General features: G+C 65.9%; 14 protein-coding genes. 10 read left to right on the forward strand and 4 right to left on the reverse strand.

Annotation, left to right across the window (positions count from 1 at the left end; genetic code table 11):
• The first annotated feature begins 24 nt into the window (after positions 1–24).
• Entirely contained in the window at positions 25–1,560 is a 1,536-nt protein-coding gene (locus tag ACTDI4_RS11900; RefSeq protein WP_442841343.1) for a DHA2 family efflux MFS transporter permease subunit, read from the forward strand.
• A 37-nt stretch (positions 1,561–1,597) separates the two neighbouring features.
• Here the strand turns inward: ACTDI4_RS11900 and ACTDI4_RS11905 are convergent, their stop codons facing one another.
• On the reverse strand, positions 1,598–2,143 hold the full coding sequence (locus ACTDI4_RS11905; protein ID WP_442841344.1) for a CAP domain-containing protein: 546 nt from the start codon (positions 2,141–2,143) through the stop codon (positions 1,598–1,600).
• A 187-nt stretch (positions 2,144–2,330) separates the two neighbouring features.
• Here ACTDI4_RS11905 and ACTDI4_RS11910 point away from each other — a divergent pair, with 187 nt between their 5' ends.
• On the forward strand, positions 2,331–3,158 hold the full coding sequence (locus ACTDI4_RS11910) for a DUF2189 domain-containing protein (protein ID WP_442841345.1): 828 nt from the start codon (positions 2,331–2,333) through the stop codon (positions 3,156–3,158).
• Between the two features lie 63 nt (positions 3,159–3,221).
• Here the strand turns inward: ACTDI4_RS11910 and ACTDI4_RS11915 are convergent, their stop codons facing one another.
• Positions 3,222–5,105, reverse strand: a complete 1,884-nt coding sequence (locus ACTDI4_RS11915) for a pilus assembly protein TadG-related protein (protein WP_442841346.1) — start codon at positions 5,103–5,105, stop codon at positions 3,222–3,224.
• A gap of 248 nt (positions 5,106–5,353) precedes the next feature.
• Here ACTDI4_RS11915 and ACTDI4_RS11920 point away from each other — a divergent pair, with 248 nt between their 5' ends.
• On the forward strand, positions 5,354–6,214 hold the full coding sequence (locus ACTDI4_RS11920) for a TIGR01459 family HAD-type hydrolase (protein ID WP_442841347.1): 861 nt from the start codon (positions 5,354–5,356) through the stop codon (positions 6,212–6,214).
• Positions 6,215–6,216: 2 nt separating this feature from the next.
• Positions 6,217–7,200, forward strand: coding sequence for a bifunctional riboflavin kinase/FAD synthetase (locus tag ACTDI4_RS11925; protein ID WP_442841348.1), 984 nt, complete (start codon positions 6,217–6,219; stop codon positions 7,198–7,200).
• Here ACTDI4_RS11925 and ACTDI4_RS11930 read toward each other — a convergent pair.
• Complete coding sequence (locus tag ACTDI4_RS11930) at positions 7,197–7,772, reverse strand: HdeD family acid-resistance protein (protein WP_442843337.1); 576 nt, start codon at positions 7,770–7,772, stop codon at positions 7,197–7,199. The two genes, ACTDI4_RS11925 and ACTDI4_RS11930, sit on opposite strands and share 4 nt — an antisense overlap.
• Positions 7,773–7,964: 192 nt before the next feature.
• On the opposite strand from ACTDI4_RS11930, the gene ACTDI4_RS11935 reads away from it, so the two are divergent.
• The 3 genes from ACTDI4_RS11935 to ACTDI4_RS11945 all read left to right on the forward strand — a co-directional run bounded on the left by ACTDI4_RS11935 (position 7,965) and on the right by ACTDI4_RS11945 (position 12,846).
• Positions 7,965–8,774 (forward strand): MipA/OmpV family protein, encoded by an 810-nt coding sequence (locus tag ACTDI4_RS11935; RefSeq protein WP_442841349.1) that lies wholly within the window; start codon positions 7,965–7,967, stop codon positions 8,772–8,774.
• A gap of 231 nt (positions 8,775–9,005) precedes the next feature.
• Positions 9,006–11,984, forward strand: a complete 2,979-nt coding sequence (gene ileS / locus ACTDI4_RS11940; RefSeq protein WP_442841350.1) for an isoleucine--tRNA ligase — start codon at positions 9,006–9,008, stop codon at positions 11,982–11,984.
• 190 nt (positions 11,985–12,174) lie between these two features.
• Positions 12,175–12,846 carry a hypothetical protein gene (locus ACTDI4_RS11945; protein WP_442841351.1) on the forward strand — a complete coding sequence of 224 codons (672 nt, stop codon included), beginning with the start codon at positions 12,175–12,177 and terminating at the stop codon, positions 12,844–12,846.
• Between the two features lie 18 nt (positions 12,847–12,864).
• Here ACTDI4_RS11945 and ACTDI4_RS11950 read toward each other — a convergent pair whose 3' ends face one another.
• Positions 12,865–13,311, reverse strand: a complete 447-nt coding sequence (locus ACTDI4_RS11950) for a nucleoside deaminase (protein ID WP_442843338.1) — start codon at positions 13,309–13,311, stop codon at positions 12,865–12,867.
• 75 nt (positions 13,312–13,386) lie between these two features.
• On the opposite strand from ACTDI4_RS11950, the gene ACTDI4_RS11955 reads away from it, so the two are divergent.
• From ACTDI4_RS11955 to ACTDI4_RS11965, 3 genes are all read left to right on the forward strand, one after another.
• Positions 13,387–15,294, forward strand: a complete 1,908-nt coding sequence (locus ACTDI4_RS11955; RefSeq protein WP_442841352.1) for a pseudouridine synthase — start codon at positions 13,387–13,389, stop codon at positions 15,292–15,294.
• Entirely contained in the window at positions 15,294–15,848 is a 555-nt protein-coding gene (gene rsmD / locus ACTDI4_RS11960) for a 16S rRNA (guanine(966)-N(2))-methyltransferase RsmD (protein ID WP_442841353.1), read from the forward strand. The genes ACTDI4_RS11955 and rsmD overlap by 1 nt, the downstream gene beginning before the upstream one ends.
• 91 nt (positions 15,849–15,939) lie before the next feature.
• Positions 15,940–17,310 (forward strand): M16 family metallopeptidase, encoded by a 1,371-nt coding sequence (locus ACTDI4_RS11965; protein ID WP_442841354.1) that lies wholly within the window; start codon positions 15,940–15,942, stop codon positions 17,308–17,310.
• Positions 17,311–17,313: the final 3 nt, after the last annotated feature.

Genomic DNA, 17,313 nt, shown 5'->3' on the forward strand with positions numbered 1-17,313 from the left:
TCGCTTTATGCGCAGAAGCCACAGATGAGCACGCAAGAAACCCATCGCGAAGTGCCGCACCGTGGCCTGATCACGGTCTCGATCATGCTGGGCACCATCATGCAGGTGCTCGACACGACCATCGCGAACGTGGCGCTGCCGTCGATGACGGGCGATCTCGGCGCTTCGCAAGACACGATCAACTGGGTGCTGACCTCCTACATCGTCGCGGCGGCAATCATGACGCCCGTGACCGGATGGCTTGCCGACCGGCTCGGGCGCAAGCAGCTTTTCCTCATCTCGGTGGTTGGCTTCGTCATCTTCTCCATGGCCTGCGGCCTTGCCGGCAGCCTGACCTCCATGGTCGCCTTTCGCCTCATGCAAGGCGTGTTCGGCGCGGCCATCGTTCCCCTGTCGCAGACCTTCCTGCTGGACATCAACCCCAAGGAGCGGCACGGCCAGGCCATGGCCATCTGGGGCGCCGGCATCATGGTCGGGCCGATCATCGGGCCGACGCTGGGCGGATGGCTGACCGAGACGCTGAACTGGCGCTGGGTGTTCTTCATCAACCTTCCCGTCGGCATCGTCGCCTTCCTCGGCTCGGCCGCCTATCTGCCCCAGATTGCCAAGCGCGTGCGCGGCTTCGATTTCTTCGGCTTCGCCATGCTGTCGCTCGGGGTGGGCGCGCTCCAGCTCATGCTGGACCGCGGCGCCGACGCCGACTGGTTCTCCTCTCTGGAGATCTGGATCGAGCTTGGCCTGTCGCTGATCGGCTTCTGGGTCTTCATTGTCCACATGCTGACGGCGGAGCACCCGTTCATCGACCCCAAGATCTTTCTCGACCGCAATTTCGCAACCGGCCTGGTCTTCATCTTCGTCATCGGCGTCATCCTGCTGGCAAGCCTGGCGCTGTTGCCGCCGATGCTGTCGACGATCTTCGGTTATCCCACGATCACGACCGGCCTGGTGATGGCGCCGCGCGGGGTCGGCACCATGATCTCGATGCTTTTGGTCGGGCGGCTGGTGCGCGTCGTCGATCCTCGCCTGCTGGTCGTGGCGGGCCTGCTGCTGACCGCCTATTCGCTCTACGACATGTCCGGCTTCTCGCCGGAGATGGACGACTGGCCGATCCTGACCACGGGCGTCATCCAGGGGCTGGGGCTCGGGCTGGTGTTCGTGCCGCTGTCGACGGTGGCTTTCGCCACGCTGGATGCACGCCACCGGACCGACGCCACGGCCCTGTTCAGCCTGGTGCGCAATATCGGCTCGTCGATCGGCATTTCCATCGTCACGGTCATGCTGACGCGCAACGTGCAGGTCAACCACGCCGAACTGGGCGCCTTCATCAACCCCTACAACCCGAATCTGCTGGCGGCTTCGCCGGCCGCCGCGCAGGGCGACCCGACCGCCCTGTCCCAGATCGACGGGCTGGTCAACATCCAGGCGCTGATGATCTCCTACATCAACGACTTCAAGCTGATGATGATCGTGACGCTGTGCGCCCTGCCGTTGGTGTTTCTGCTGCGCCGGCCGCGATATGCCCTCGCCGGGGCGCAGGCCTCCGCGGCGCATATGGATTAGGATCTTGGGGCAGGGCGTTTCGACCTGCTCCCTGTCCCTATTTGCCCAGCACCAGGGCCCAGTATCGCCAGTCGCCGTTCTTGCCGTCGCGGACATAGGCCAGGCCGAAGCGCGTGAAGCGCGGGTCGAGCATGTTGCGCCGGTGCGGAGGGGAAGCCATCCACATGTCGAACAGCCGCTGCAGGTCCATGCGGCCTTGCGCGATGTTCTCGGCCGCCGCGCCATCGATGCCGTTCTGCTTGACCCGCGCGGAAAAATCCCGTCCCCAGCCGGTGGTGTGGCTCATGCGCCCGGCGCCGGCCATGTAGCCCGCCTGCTGGAGCGCGGCCTGTTCGAGCCGCGTGTCGGGCTGGAGGGCCGGCAGCCCCTGGGCGGAACGGATGCCCGCAAGGATGTCCGCAGCGGATGCCGAAGACCCGCCGCCGCTTCCCGTCTGCCGGCCCGTGGCGCACGAGGCCAGCGCGAGCAGGGCGCCGCCACAGGCGGCTTTCAGCAGCGTGCGGCGACCGGCATCGAATTGCGGCGGTTCGGACGAGGATCGAAGCAGTGAGAGGCGCATGCCGTTCCGAATAACATAGATCATGGCTTTTGCCGGGCGGCGGCCGCAAAATGTCCGGTCTCGCCTGCGCCTTGCGTGCCTCCGGGGGGCATACCGCGTATTTGAATACTCCGCGGCGCCGGACCCTGTTATGATCGGCCCGTTGATAGAAATGGCAGCGACAGGCGGCCATCCGGGCAACAGCCGCCTTCTGCCGAACGGGAGAAAGGTCATGGCCGCATTCCATGTCATGGCGGATGCCCGCGGCATGCTCATGCAGCCGGCAGTCCGCCGCATCACCACCCATGACGTCTGGGACGCCCTGAGGCTGGGCGCCGAGGACTTCTGGGCCAAGCCGTCGCATTACGCGTTCCTGTGCATCATCTATCCGATCGTCGGCGTCATGCTGGCCCGGTGGACGACGACGGGCGCCGACGCCATCCATATGGTCTATCCGCTGATGTCGGGCTTTGCGCTGCTGGGCCCGTTTGCCGCCATCGGCCTCTACGAGATCAGCCGCCGGCGTGAGCTTGGTCTGGATTCCGCCTGGAAGCACGCCCTGGAAGTGCGTCACTCCCCCGCCGTGCCGTCGATCGTCGCGATGGGGGTGCTGTTGCTGGCGGTGTTCCTGGCCTGGCTGCTCACCGCGCAAGCCATCTACACGGCCGTATATGGCGGCCAGGCACCGGCCTCCGTTTCCGGCTTCCTGAGCGAGGTGCTGAGCACCGGGCGGGGCTGGAAGCTGATCTTCTACGGCAATCTCGCCGGGCTCTGCTTCGCGCTGTTCGTGCTGATAACGACGTCTGTGGCCTTTCCCATGCTGCTCGACCGCGACGCCGGCGTAGTGGCCGCCGTCGACACCTCGGCCCGGGTGTTCGCCGCCAATCCGCTGCAGATGATATTGTGGGGCCTGATCGTGGCAGTGCTGCTGGTCATCGGCTCGATACCGCTGTTTGCCGGCTTGGCGGTGGTCATGCCGATCCTTGGTCACGCCACCTGGCATCTCTATCGCAAGGCGGTGGAACCGGGCAAGGCGGCTTCGGCCCGGCGCCCGATGTAGCGCAATGAGAGAGGTTGAAGGCAGACCGGCCCGGCAGTTGCGCCGGGCCGGCGGGTATTGCGCCTATTTCACGATGCGCAGGTTGGATAGTTCGTCTGCGATTTCCTTGAATTTGTCGGATAGGTTGTCGCTGGTCGCGTTCCAGTAGAGCTTGGCCGGCTTGGCCGGGTTGTCGGGATCGCGGCGGTAACGAGAGTCGGATGCGCAGTCCGTGAGAGCGTTGATCGCCTTCTTCTCGTCGCTCTTTTTCTCGCTGAGGTCGAGCGACACCGTCATGAGCAGGATATTGGAGTCCTTGGCGTTCTCGCAGAGCGTCTTCAGATGCCAGTCGAGCGCGGCCGTGTAGTTCGAACTGGAGTAGGTGGTCTTGCTGACCGTGCTATCGGTGTTCATGAACAGACGCGTGAGGCTCGAGCCTTGCGGAATTATGCCGGCATAGCCGTAGGCTGCGTAGGTGGAGAGATTGGACGCGTTCTTGCTGTCGCTCATGGCTGAATAGGTGTTGGCGCCGTCCGTCAAAACGATGACGACCTTGTCGTTGCCCTTATCGGTGTTCGGCCGGCCATTGGTGAAGGGTTCGTTGCTGGAAACGGTGCGCCATCCCCAGGCGAGACCTTCCGGAACATTGGTGTTCCCGTTGGATTGCATGGCGTCTATGCCATCGAAGATTTTCTTCTTACCGCTTTCCGTCGTGACGTCCTGCAAGGGTGTGATCGCCGTGGTCGTGCAAGAGTAGTTGGGGCCGCGCGCGCCGGACGCGCTGGTCACATTCCACGGCTTTTCGAGGAAATACTTGCGGGCGTCCTGCTGGCGGGCCTTCACTCCGAGGCTGTCGTCGGAATCCACCCACCAATTGTTATTGTAGCTCCATGTCGTGGTGGAGGTATGCGCCTTGCCGAACTCGTCCGTTCCGGTCCAGAAGTTGCCGGCCTCGTCGGGAGCGAACATGGGCACGAACATGGTCGCGGGGTCGCTCGACGTGGGTGATGTGTCATTGTCGTTGTAGGGGAAGGGGCGCGCTTCCACGCAACCGGCCCATTCCTCATACTGCTTCGACTTGCCGAGGGTCTTGCAATTGGATCCGTTTTTGACATCGCAGACCTGCGTCTTGATCAGTTCGTAGAGCTTGAAGCGCGTCATCTCCTTGTTCTGATCCGAGCCCCAATCCTTGCCTCGCATATAGTAGATGTCGCCGGATTTCTCGATATACTTGTTGGCGTTGTTGGCCTTGGTCATCTTCGACCAATCGAAATTTTCATGATGGATCGGCGAGATGCCTCTCAAATCCATCCAGGTCGCGTCTTTGTTCTCATTCCCGATATTCACGGAGGCCGCAAACGGGACGAGCGAGAACTGGACGGGCTTTTCCATCTGCTTCATCTGCTCGGCTTGCAGGGAAAGTGTATCCACGAGCTGCTTGGCTGCCGCCTTCAGCAGGGTCATGCGCGGCTTGCCGGTTGAGCCGCCCTTCGTATCCATCGAGCCCGAATTATCCAGCACCAGAGCCACCTCCAGCGTGTTCTTCAGCCGGATCTCGGAGCAGGTGGTGAAGTTGAAATCGCTCGACTCGCGGCCGATGAGCATGGCGGCGGCCGGCAGGAAATAGGGCGAATAGGTGAGGTCGGCGCACATTTTCAGCGTGCCGCCGCCGGCGCTGTTGTTGGGCAGCACCACCGTCAGCACGGTGTTCACCGGATCGACATGCCGCAGGTTGGCGGTAAAGAAGTTGTTGGCGTAGGCGATGGCCTGGCTGTCGCTCACCCCGCTGGCGATGTAGCGCGCGGTGGCCAGTCCGGCGGCGTCGAGCGCGTTCAGCGTGTCCTGCCGCTGGCGGGATATTTCCGTGTAGTCCACCGCCAGCGCCAGCGCTCCCATGAGCGGCACGAGCGCGACGACGGTGAGAAGGGCATAGTTGCCCCTCGTATCGCGGAAGAATTTGCGGAACATCGGCCTTCACCCCTGCCAAGCCCATTTTGGCCAAGGATAATGACCGCAATCGCTAAATTTCCGGTTCCCGAACTTCCTTCAAAATGCGTTGCGCAATTGCTGCGCCGTTAACCATTTGCAAAGCCCCGGCCAGTTCGGCAAGGCCCCGGCGCGACCTGCCCCGCCGCAAAAGCTGATGACAGGGCAGGGCGCTTGAGCTAGGACCCCCTCGTCATCGATGCTCGGGAGACGGAACCTTGGAATACGGCATGACCGAATTGCCCAAAACGATTGCCGCGCTCGATGCGTTGTCGGGGCGCTATTCGGCCCTGCTTTGCGACGTCTGGGGGGTCATACACAATGGGGAGACGCATTTCCCCGATGCCGCTGCCGCTCTGGCAAAAGCGCGTGCAGCCGGGGCCGCCGTCGTCCTCATCACCAATTCCCCGCGCCGCAGTCGCGACGTTGTAGCCCAGTTGCGCGCGATCGGCGTGCCGGATCAGGCCTATGACCGGGTGGTGACCTCCGGCGACGTCACGCGCGATCTGATCGCCCAAGGCCCGCGCATGATTTTTCATCTCGGCCCCGACCGCGACGCAAGCCTCTTCGACGGGCTGGATGTCGAGCCGGTCGAGGAGTTCGAGGCGCAGGGCGTCATCTGTACCGGCCTTTTCGAGGACGAAGTCGAAACGCCTGCGGACTATGCAGAACTGTTGCAACGGCTGCGGGCCAGGAACCTGCCCTTCATCTGCGCCAATCCCGACATCATCGTCGAGCGTGGCGATCGGCTGATCTGGTGCGCCGGCGCGCTGGCGCGCGATTATGCGCAGATGGGCGGACGCACGCTGATCGCCGGAAAGCCGCATGCGCCGATCTATCGTGCCGCGTTGCAGGCTGCCGCGGAGGTGCTCGGCCGCGAGCCGGACCGTGCCGAGGTGCTGGCCATCGGCGACGGCGTGATGACGGATGTGAAGGGCGGCGCCGACAACGGCCTCGACGTTCTCTACGTGTCGGGCGGCATCCATGCGCGCGACTATGGCGAGCCGCTGGCCCCGGACCCGGAAAGGCTTGCCGCTTTCCTGGAAAAGCACGGCTACAGCCCCGTGGCCGTTATCCCAAGGCTTCGGTAGGCATGACGGGCTCGTTCGAGCGCATTTCGGGCGACCGGCCGCTGCCTTCCCGTCTGCGCGGCGGGGTGGTGGCCATCGGCAATTTCGATGGCGTGCATCGCGGCCACCTGGCGGTGCTGCAACGCGCGCTGGACGAGGCCCAAGGCCGGGGCGTGCCGGCGCTGGTGCTGACGTTCCAGCCGCATCCCCGCAAGGTCTTCCGGCCGGAAGCGCCGCTGTTCGTGCTGACACCGCCGGTCATGAAGGCGCGGCTTCTGCACGAACTCGGCTTCGACGCGGTGGTGGAACAGGCCTTTTCGCGCGAATTCGCCGCGCGCTCGGCGGAGACCTTCATAACGGATATTCTGGTGGACATGCTCGGCATCGGCTGCACGGTGACGGGCGTCGACTTCCATTTCGGCAAGGACCGCCAGGGCGGCCCGGCCTTTCTGATGGCGGCCGGCGAACGCTACGGTTTCGGCGTGACGCTGGTGGACGCTTTCCGCGACGAGGGCGCGGAGGTGGTGTCGTCAAGCCGCATCCGCACGCTTCTGGAAAGCGGCAGGCCCGAGGAGGCGGCAGGGCTGCTCGGCTATCGCTTTACCGTGGAAAGCGAGGTGATCGGGGGGCAGAAGCTTGGCCGCACCCTCGGCTTCCCCACCGCCAACATGAAGCTGGCGCCGGAAACCGCGTTGAAGGAAGGCATCTATGCCGTGCGCTTCCGTCGTGCGGACGGCACGCTGCATGACGGCGTCGCCAGCTTCGGGCGCCGCCCGACGGTCGACGACAACGGCGCGCCGCTGCTTGAAACCTTCCTGTTCGACTTTTCCGGCGATCTCTACGGCGAGGTCTGCCGGGTCAGCCTGTTCGGCTACCTGCGCGGCGAAGAGAAGTTCGACGGGCTCGACGCGCTCGTCGAGCAGATGAAGCGCGACGAGGCCGAGGCGCGGGCGCTGCTGGCGGGCGTGCGTCCGCTGTCCGATCTCGATGCCCGCATCGCCTTCTAGGCTGCGGCGCGTCTGCCGGTCTTCAGTGCCAGCCCGAAGGCGATGAAGGTCCAGCCCTGGAAGATCAGGTCGATCGCCAAGAACAGGCCCAGCACCCACAAGCTGTTGGCCGGCCAGCGCAGCGCGATGAGGATGCCGACCAGCAGCGTGACGATGCCCGCTGCGATGATCCAGCCCGAGCCTTTTTCGGCCCGGTGCTGCCAGCCTACCCAGAGCCGAAGCAGGCCGGCGGCGACCAGCGCGACGGCCAGCAGGAAAGTCAGCACCGCGGAAGCCAGAAGCGGGTTGTAGAAGGCGAAGAAGCCGGCGACCGCATAAAGCAGGCCGGAAAGCAGCCAGTAGAAGAAGCGCCCCCAGCTCTTGACGCCGAAGGCATGGATGATCTCGATGATCCCGCTGAACAGCATCAGCCAGCCGACGAGGTAGACCGATGCGACGGTGGCGATGACCAGATTGCCGAAGGCTATGCCGCCGAAGATCAGGAGCAGCACGCCCAACGCCACGAACCAACCCCATTTTGCCTGCGTTTCTTCCAGTGCCTGTCTGAAGGTGTCGCCATTCAGAGTCATCAGTCCTCTCCTTCAAAGCATCCAGCGGCGCTGGTTTGCGCCGCATGAAAGGTATCGCTCCCGCCGGCCTTCGTCCAGAAGCACGATTTCCGGCCGCCGGCCCGTGCAATCGCGCGATGCGACGGAGTTAAATCAAATTTTACCCAAGTCCGGGCATGGCTTCGATCAACGGTGAGTTGTGCGCAAGGTGTCGAAATGAAGTCCGTCAAAACCCTGTCCGCGATGTTGGCCTGCGCCGCGTTGCTCATGCCTGTGACGGCCGCGGCGGGCGAGGGCGCCTTCGGCTGGATGTCCGGAAACTGGTACCTGACGGTCGGCGCCACCGGACTCGTCGCACCGAAATTCGAGGGCAGCAGCAAATACATGCTGAGTGCGATGCCGCTCGTTTCGCTGGGCAAGGCAGGCCCCGAGGCGCGCTTTTCCTCGCGCAACGACAATATCTCGCTGGCGCTGATCGACGACGGCGAAGTTCGCGCCGGCCTTGTCGGCAAGTTCCTCTGGGCGCGCGACAATGACGCCGATGAGCTGAAGGGGCTGAAGCCCGTGCGCTGGGGCGGCGAGGCCGGCGGCTTCTTCGAGTTCTATCCGCTGGACTGGGTGCGCGTGCGCGCCGAACTGCGGCACGGCATCCGCGCCCACAACGGCTTTGCCGGCGACGTCGCGGCCGACGCCTTTTTCGACATCACGCCGGACATCCGCATTTCCGGCGGCCCGCGCCTGTCCTTCGCGTCCGCCAAATATTTCGACGCCTATTATGGCGTCGATGCGCAGGAGGCGGTCGATTCGGGCCTTGGCGAATATCATCCCGGCAGCGGCCTGAAGTCGGTCGGTGCCGGCGGCGCCGTCACCTGGCGGGTGACCGACCCCGTCACCGCCAGCCTGTTCGGGGAATATGCCCGTCTGACCGGCCCGGCCGCGAAGTCCAGCCTCGTGCGCGAGCGCGGCGACCGCAACCAGTTCACCTTCGGTGTGTCCACCACCTACCGCTTCGATTTTTCCATGTAGGCGGGCGGCCCTTTATTCCAGGCCCGTCTTCGGTTAGAAGCACGGGCCATGTCGAGCTTTCCGCGCATGTTCGCGTCCGTGATACGAATTACCGGCCCGGTGTTCCGGACGGCCGGGGCTTGAGCCCGGCCCGGAAGCGCCGGGAATCTTGGTAGCGCCCCTCGCGCTTTTTCCAGAACATGATAGTTGAACGCCCGAGGCCGCCCTGCGGGCGATGGACATGGCAAGGCAATGACCGACACCGAACCGCAAACGATCGATTATTCCAGCACGCTCTACCTGCCGCGAACGGATTTCCCGATGCGCGCCGGCCTGCCGGAGAAGGAGCCGGCGCTGGTCAAGCGCTGGCTGGACATGGACCTCTACCGGCGCCTGCGCGAAACCTCCGCCGGCCGGCCGATCTATGTGCTGCATGATGGCCCGCCCTATGCCAACGGCAACATCCATATCGGCCATGCGCTGAACAAGATCCTCAAGGACGTCATCAACCGCTCGTTCCAGATGCGCGGCTTCGACGCCAATTACGTGCCCGGATGGGACTGCCACGGCCTGCCGATCGAATGGAAGATCGAGGAGCAATATCGCGCCAAGGGCAAGAACAAGGACGAAGTGCCGATCAACGAGTTCCGGCAGGAATGCCGCGACTTCGCCCGGCACTGGATCACGGTGCAGACCGGCGAGTTCCAGAGACTCGGCGTCATCGGCGATTTCGACAATCCCTACACCACCATGAATTTCCACGCCGAGGCGCGCATTGCCGGCGAGCTGCTGAAATTCGCCATGAGCGGGCAGCTCTATCGCGGCTCCAAGCCCGTCATGTGGTCGGTGGTCGAGCGCACCGCGCTGGCCGAGGCGGAGGTCGAGTACCAGGACTATGAGAGCGACACGATCTGGGTGAAGTTCCCGGTTCAGTCGCAGAGCCTGGACCTTGCTGCCGGCGAGCCGGTGAAGGAAGTCGCCAGCCGTGTCCTGAGCCCCGATCTCTACGACGCCCATGTGGTGATCTGGACCACCACGCCGTGGACCATTCCCGGAAACCGCGCCGTGAACTTTTCGCCGCGCATTTCCTACGGTCTCTACGAGGTGGCTGCGGCGGAGAATTCCTACGGCCCGCAGCCCGGGGAAAAGCTGATCTTCGCCGATGCGCTGGCCGAGGACTCGGCCGCCAAGGCCAAGGTAACGTTCAACCGGCTCCGGAGCGTCAGCGCCGAGGAGCTTGAAAGCCTTACGCTTTCCCACCCGTTCAAGGGTTTTGCCGACGGCTACGGGTTCGCCGTCCCCATGCTGGCGGGCGATCATGTCACCGACGATGCCGGCACCGGCTTCGTGCACACCGCGCCCGGCCACGGCCGCGAGGACTTCGACGCCTGGATGCATGCCGTGCCCGATCTGGAAAAGCGCGGTATCGACACGCGGCTGCCGTTCACCGTGGACGATGGCGGCTTCTTCACCAAGGACGCGCCCGGTTTCGGCCCGGATCGCGAGGGCGGCGCGGCCCGCGTCATCGACGACAACGGCAAGAAGGGCGATGCCAACAAGGCCGTCATCGACGAACTCATCAAGCGCGATGCGCTGCTCGCGCGCGGGCGGCTGAAGCACAGCTACCCGCATTCCTGGCGCTCGAAGAAGCCGATCATCTTCCGCAACACGCCGCAATGGTTCGTCCATATGGACAAGCAGCTCGGCGATGGCACCACGCTGCGTTCGCGCGCACTGAATGCGATCGACGCCACCCGCTTCGTGCCCTCGGCCGGGCAGACCCGCCTGCGCGCCATGATCGAGGAGCGGCCGGACTGGGTGCTGTCGCGCCAGCGCGCCTGGGGCGTGCCGATCGCCGTCTTCGCCGACGCCGACGGCAACGTGCTCCAGGATGAAGCGGTCAACGCCCGCGTCCTCGAGGCGTTCGAGCAGGAAGGCGCCGATGCCTGGTTTGCCGATGGCGCGCGCGCGCGCTTCCTGGGCGCCCGCGCCGGCGAGCCATGGGTCATGGTGAAGGATATTCTCGACGTCTGGTTCGATTCCGGGTCGACCCACGCGTTCACGCTGGAAGACCGCCCCGACCTGAAGTGGCCGGCCGACGTCTATCTGGAAGGGTCGGACCAGCACCGCGGCTGGTTCCATTCCTCGCTGCTGGAGAGTTGCGGCACGCGCGGCCGCGCGCCGTACGACGCCGTCATCACCCATGGCTTCACCATGGATGAGGAAGGCCGCAAGATGTCGAAGTCGCTCGGCAACACGGTGGTGCCGCAGGATGTCATCAGGCAGTCCGGCGCCGACATTCTGCGCCTGTGGGTGGTTACCACCGACTATTGGGAAGACCAGCGGCTCGGCAAGACCATCCTGCAGACCAACATCGACGCCTACCGCAAGCTGCGCAACACGATCCGCTGGATGCTCGGCACGCTCGCCCATGACGAGGGGGAGGAAGTGCCCCTGGCCGAGATGCCGGAGCTGGAGCGGCTGATGCTGCACCGGTTGGCAGAACTCGATCAGATCGTGCGGAGCGGCTACGACGCCTTCGAGTTCAAGCGCATCACGCGCGCGCTGCTCGACTTCATGGTGGTGGAGCTGTCGGCCTTCTATTTCGACATCCGCAAGGACGCGCTCTACTGCGAAGGGCCTTCGAGCGTGAAGCGCAGGGCGTCCGTGGAAGTCGTGCGCCGTCTGTTCGATTGCCTGGTGAAATGGCTGGCACCGATGCTGCCCTTCACCATGGAAGAGGCGTGGCTCGATCGCAGGCCGGATGCCGAATCGCTGCATTTGGAGCAGATGCCGCAGGTGCCGGCGCAATGGCGTGACGATGCGCTGGCCGAAAGGTGGCGCAAGGTGCGGCAGATGCGCCGCGTCGTCACCGGCGCATTGGAGATCGCCCGCGCCGGCAAGGTCATCGGCTCCTCGCTGGAGGCCGTGCCGGTGGTCTATCTGGAGGATGCCACGCTGGAAGGCGAGGTGGCAAGCGTCGACATGGCCGAGATCTGCATCACCAGCGGCCTGGAATTCCGGCATGGCGGCGCGCCGGCCGACGCTTTCCGCCTTGACGACGTCAAGGGCATCGCCGTGGTGATCGAACAGGCGGAAGCGAAGGGGCTGAAGAAATGCGCCCGCTCCTGGCGCTACACCGCCGACGTGGGCAGCGACCCGCAGTTCCCCGACGTGTCGGCGCGCGATGCCGCGGTGCTGCACGAGTTGCAGGCGCTCGGCCGGCTCTGAAGGGTGCACAAATGCAACGCAAGACGACTGCGGGCGGCGCACTGCCGCCCGTACGTTGCCCTTGACGGGTGGTTAAGATACATACGCAAAACTCGTCACGACAAATTGTCGCCGGAATTTCGGTGAAGTTGCGGGCGGCGGATCGTCGGCAAAGCCGGCGGCAAGGGCTTTGAGAGTGGGATTTTTTGGCATGACGCATAGACTTCCTGCGCGCGCCGCGCTGCTGGCGCCGCTTGTCGCGTCCGGGCTGGCGCTGTCGGGCTGCCTGGGCTCTCCCACCTACGGCACCGACAAGACCGCCAGCGAGCAGCTCGTCGGCGATCTCAGCAGCGCCTTGTCATTCTCGCCGCCCAAGCGCGAGCACATCGACTACAAGCCCCGCCCCGCCCTGGTGAGGCCCGCGCCGGGGCAGAAGGAAAGCCTTCCGGCGCCGCAGGACAACATCACCCAGGCCGCGAGCGCACAGTGGCCGGAATCGCCCGAACAGCGGCGTGCGCGCCTGCGCGAAGATGCGTCCAAGCATTTCGAGGACACCAATTTCCAGGCGCAGATCGTGGACGACGTGCAGACCGATCCCGAGGCGGTCAAGAAGGCGCTGGCCATATCCGGCTCCAGCCACCCGCCGCCGCCGGATGGAGGCCAGGATGTGGCGCGCCGCGGCGAGGTCAAGCGCCGCCTTGCCGAAAGCAACCAGGGTGACCCCACGACGCGCAAATATCTCAGCGAACCGCCGCTGACCTATCGGGCCGCGGCCGCCACCGCGCCGCAGAACGACCTGGGCGAGGACGAATACAAGAAGGAGCGCCGCCTGAAGCAGCAGGCGAAAGGCAAGAAGGGCATGTTCGACTGGCTGCCCTGGTAGGAGGGTAGCGGGGCAGGCTCAGCGCCTGCCCTGGAAGAAGCCCTTGAGCAGGGCGGCCGCGCTGACCTCGCCGATGCCGCAATAGACTTCCGGCACGTGATGGCAGGTCGGAGAAGCGAAGAAGCGCACGCCGTTGACCACCGCGCCGCCCTTCTCGTCGGCCGCGCCGAAATAGAGCCGGCGCAGCCGCGCGAAGGAGATGGCGCCGGCACACATGGTGCAGGGTTCCAGCGTGACATAGAGGTCGCAGCCGGTGAGGCGTTCGCTTTCCAGCGTCCGGCAGGCCTCGCGGATTGCCAGCAGTTCGGCGTGCGCGGTCGGGTCGGCGAGTTCGCGTGTGCGATTTCCGGCCGCCGCGACGAGCCTGTCGCCGCTGGCGACCACCGCGCCGACCGGTACTTCGCCGCGGGCTGCCGCAGCTTCTGCCTCCCGCAGCGCCGCCGCCATGAAATCCGGCCGCTTCAATCTGTTCAACTCCGAATTCGCCTCGCCACTTGCAGGCGATCCTGATATCTAGCCGCGCAAACGGGCAAAGGCCACATGAACGACGACGACAAGAAATTTTCACGCCAGCGCGGACCCAAGCGCTTCGGTGCGCAGGCGCGAGGCGGAGACAAATCCGCCAGGCCGGCTTCGGGCGACGGCAAGCCGTTTTCCAAAAAGCCTTTCGCGAAACGCTTCGGCGACAAGGACGCGGGACCCGGGCAGCCGAAGCGCGAATTCCGGCGCGACGAGCGGGCTCGCGAGGACCGGCCGGACCGGCCGCCGCGCCGCGATGGCAAGCCCGGCGAGCGGCCGTTCCGCAAAGGTCCGCCGCGCCAGGACCGCGCCGCCGAGGGCGAGCGCGGCGAACGGCGCTTCGAACGACCGAAGCGCGATTTCGAAAGCCGCGATCGCACAGGGGAAGATCGGCCTCCGCGCCGCGACGGCAAGCCCGGCGAGCGGCCGTTCCGCAAAGGCCCGCCGCGCCAGGACCGCGCCGCCGAGGGCGAGCGCGGGGAACGGCGCTTCGAACGGCCGAAGCGCGATTTCGAAAGCCGCGATCGCACAGGGGAAGACCGGCCGCCGCGCCGCGACGGCAAGCCCGGCGAGCGGCCGTTCCGCAAAGGCCCGCCGCGCCAGGACCGCGCCGCCGAGGGCGAGCGCGGGGAACGGCGCTTCGATAGGCCGAAGCGCGATTTCGCCGGAGCGGGGAAGAGCGAAGGCGGCTTCAGGCCGCGTCCGCGCCCCGCGCCGGCAGCAGCCGCCGAAGAGGGCGAGCGCATCGCCAAGCGGTTGGCGCGGGCGGGCATTGCCTCGCGCCGCGACGCGGAAGAGCTGATCGCGGCCGGCCGCATCAAGGTCAACGGCAAGGTGTTGACCTCGCCGGCCTTCAACGTCTCGACCACCGACGTGATCCATCTCGACGGCACGGAAATCCCGGCGATCGAGCGCACGCGGCTGTTCCTGTTCCACAAGCCGGCGGGGGTGGTGACCACCAACCGCGACCCGGAAGGGCGCAAGACCGTGTTCGAGGTGCTGCCGGCCGAGCTGCCAAGGCTGATGACGGTGGGGCGCCTGGACATAAACACCGAAGGGCTGCTGCTGCTCACCAACGATGGCGGGCTGGCGCGCGTGCTCGAACTGCCGGCCACGGGCTGGCTGCGGCGCTACCGCGCCCGCGTGCACGGCCAGGTGGACGAGAAGGCGCTGGCCGGCCTGAAGGACGGCATCGCCGTCGACGGCGTCTTCTATGGTGCCGTGGAAGCCTCGCTGGAGCGCACACAGGGCTCCAACGCCTGGCTGACGATCGGCCTGCGCGAAGGCAAGAACCGTGAGGTCAAGAACATCCTCGGCGCGCTCGGGCTGGAGGTGACGCGGCTGATCCGCATCTCCTTCGGGCCGTTCCAGCTCGGCGAACTGCCTGAAGGTCATGTACTGGAGATCAAGGGCCGCATGCTGCGCGATCAGCTCGGCGAGCGGCTGGTCGAGGAATCCGGCGCGAATTTCGAAGCCGATATCGCCACACCCTTTTCCAACAAGCCGGTGCGCCGCAGCGAGCCGCGCCCGGACGAGCCGGCCCGGCCGCGGATCACGCGCGACGGCGACCACCGCCCGATCGGCGAGGGCGGCTTGATCAAGAACCGCAAGCGCCGCGAAGGCGCGCGCGACGAAGCGCTCGGGAAGCTTTCGACGAAGCCGGAAAGGCCCGCTTTCGGTGCGCGCAGCGGCAAGCCGGCCAAGGATTTCCGCAAGGGCGAGCGTGAGCCGCGCCAGATGGAACCGCCGGGTCAGCGCCGGGCGAATGTGTGGATGGCGCCGGGTGCGCGCCCGCAGGGCAAGGCCAAGCCTGACGCCGATGCAGGTGTCGACAAGCCGCGCGGCGAACGTCCGCGCGGCGGCGGTGCGAAGGGCGGGCCCGGCCCGTCGGGCAGGCGGCCCCGCAAGGGCCCTTCGAGAGAAGGTTGATGCGCATCGTCGGCGGCGAGCTGCGCGGCCGGCCGCTGGCGCCGCCGCGCACCGATGCGATCCGCCCTACCATCGACCGCACGCGCGAAGCCGTGTTCAACGTGCTGGCGCACCGCTTTACCGGCAGGCTCGAGGGTGCACGTGTGCTCGACCTGTTCGCCGGCACCGGTGCGCTGGGCCTCGAGGCGTTGTCGCGCGGGGCCTCCTACGCGGTCTTTATCGAGGAATCGGCGGAGGGCCGCGGACTGATCCGCGCCAATGTCGAGGCATTCGGGCTGACCGGCCGCACCAAGATTTTCCGGCGCGACGCCACGAACCTTGGCGAAGCCGGCACGCTTGCGCCGTTCGGGCTGCTGTTTGCCGACCCTCCTTACGGAAAGGGGCTGGGCGAGCGTGCCCTGCGTTCGGCGCGGGCGGGCGGCTGGCTGGTTCCCGGCGCACTGTGCGTGGTGGAGGAAGCTGCGGCCGCTCCTTTCGATCCTGGCCCCGGTTTCGGCGTGATCGACGAGCGCGCCTACGGCGAAACAGTGATCCGTTTCATCGAGCTTGCCTGACTTCGGCCGCCTTTGACGGCCAGATGACGGGTGGTTCAAAAGCTGGCGGGGTGCGTTCCGGTTCATCCCTGCCGTATGATCGGAGCAGTTCATGACATTTCACGCTGGCTGGCTGCGGCGTTGCCTGGTCTCGGCGACGCTGGTCGTGGCTGTCGCCGCACCGGCTTTCGCGCAGACCGCGCCTGATGGCGCGAAAGTGGCGGATTTCTCGCTCGCCAACGGCATGGAAGTGGTCGTCATTCCCGACCACCGGGCCCCGATCGTCACCCATATGGTCTGGTACAAGGCCGGCAGCGCCGACGAGCCGCCGGGCAAGTCGGGCATCGCCCACTTCTTCGAGCACCTGATGTTCAAGGCCACCACCAATCATCCGGCCGGCGAGTTCGACCGCGCAGTGGCCGCCATCGGCGGCAACGACAATGCCTTCACCTCCTATGACTATACCGCCTTCCACGAGACGGTGGCGCCGCAGGCGCTGGAAGAGATGATGGGCTTCGAGGCCGACCGCATGCGCAACCTCGTCCTCACCGACGAGACGGTCGCCACGGAGCGCGATGTCATCATGGAGGAACGCCGCGCGCGCATCGACAACGAGCCCGACGCGTTGCTCGACGAGGCGGTCGACGCCACGCTGTGGCTGAACCAGCCCTATCGCATTCCGGTGATCGGCTGGATGCAGGAAATCGAAAAGCTGAACCGCGCCGATGCCAGGGCCTTCTATGACCGCTATTATGCGCCCAACAATGCGGTTCTGGTGGTTGCGGGCGACGTCGCGCCCGATGCCGTCAAGGCGATGGCGGAAAGGACCTACGGCCTTATCCCGCGCGGGCAGGACCTGCCGCCGCGTGTGCGCCCCGTGGAGCCGGAGCAGCACACGAGGCGCACCGTGACGCTGGCCGACGACCGCGTCGGCGTGCCGAGCTTTTCCACCCGCTGGGTCGTGCCCTCCTATCGTACGGCCAGGCCCGGCGAAGCCGAGGCGCTTGACCTGCTGGCGGAAATCCTGGGGGGAGGCATCCGCAGCCGCCTCTATCAGGAACTGGTCGTGCACAAGGGCATCGCCTCCAGCGCCGGGGCCGTGTTCCGGGGACGGACGCTGGACGATACGAGCTTTGCCGTCTACGCTGCGCCGCTGGGCAAGGCGGGACTTGCCGATGTAGAGGCGGCCGTGGACACGGAGGTCGCGCGGATCGGCCGGGACGGCGTGACCGATGCCGAGCTGCAAGCGGCCAAGGACCGTTTCGTCCGCTCCATGATCTTCGCGCGCGACAGGCAGGAATCCATGGCCAACATCTATGGCAGCACCCTGGCCACCGGCGGCACCGTGCGGGACGTGCAGGAATGGCCGGACCGTATCCGCAAGGTTACGGCCGGCGAGATCAAGGCCGCGGCCGCCCGATATCTGGTGCAGGCGCGTTCGGTGACGGGATATCTGTTGCCGCAGCAGCAGACGGAGAATTGACGG

Source organism: Mesorhizobium sp. PUT5, from assembly GCF_052216645.1.
Taxonomy (GTDB): domain Bacteria; phylum Pseudomonadota; class Alphaproteobacteria; order Rhizobiales; family Rhizobiaceae; genus Mesorhizobium.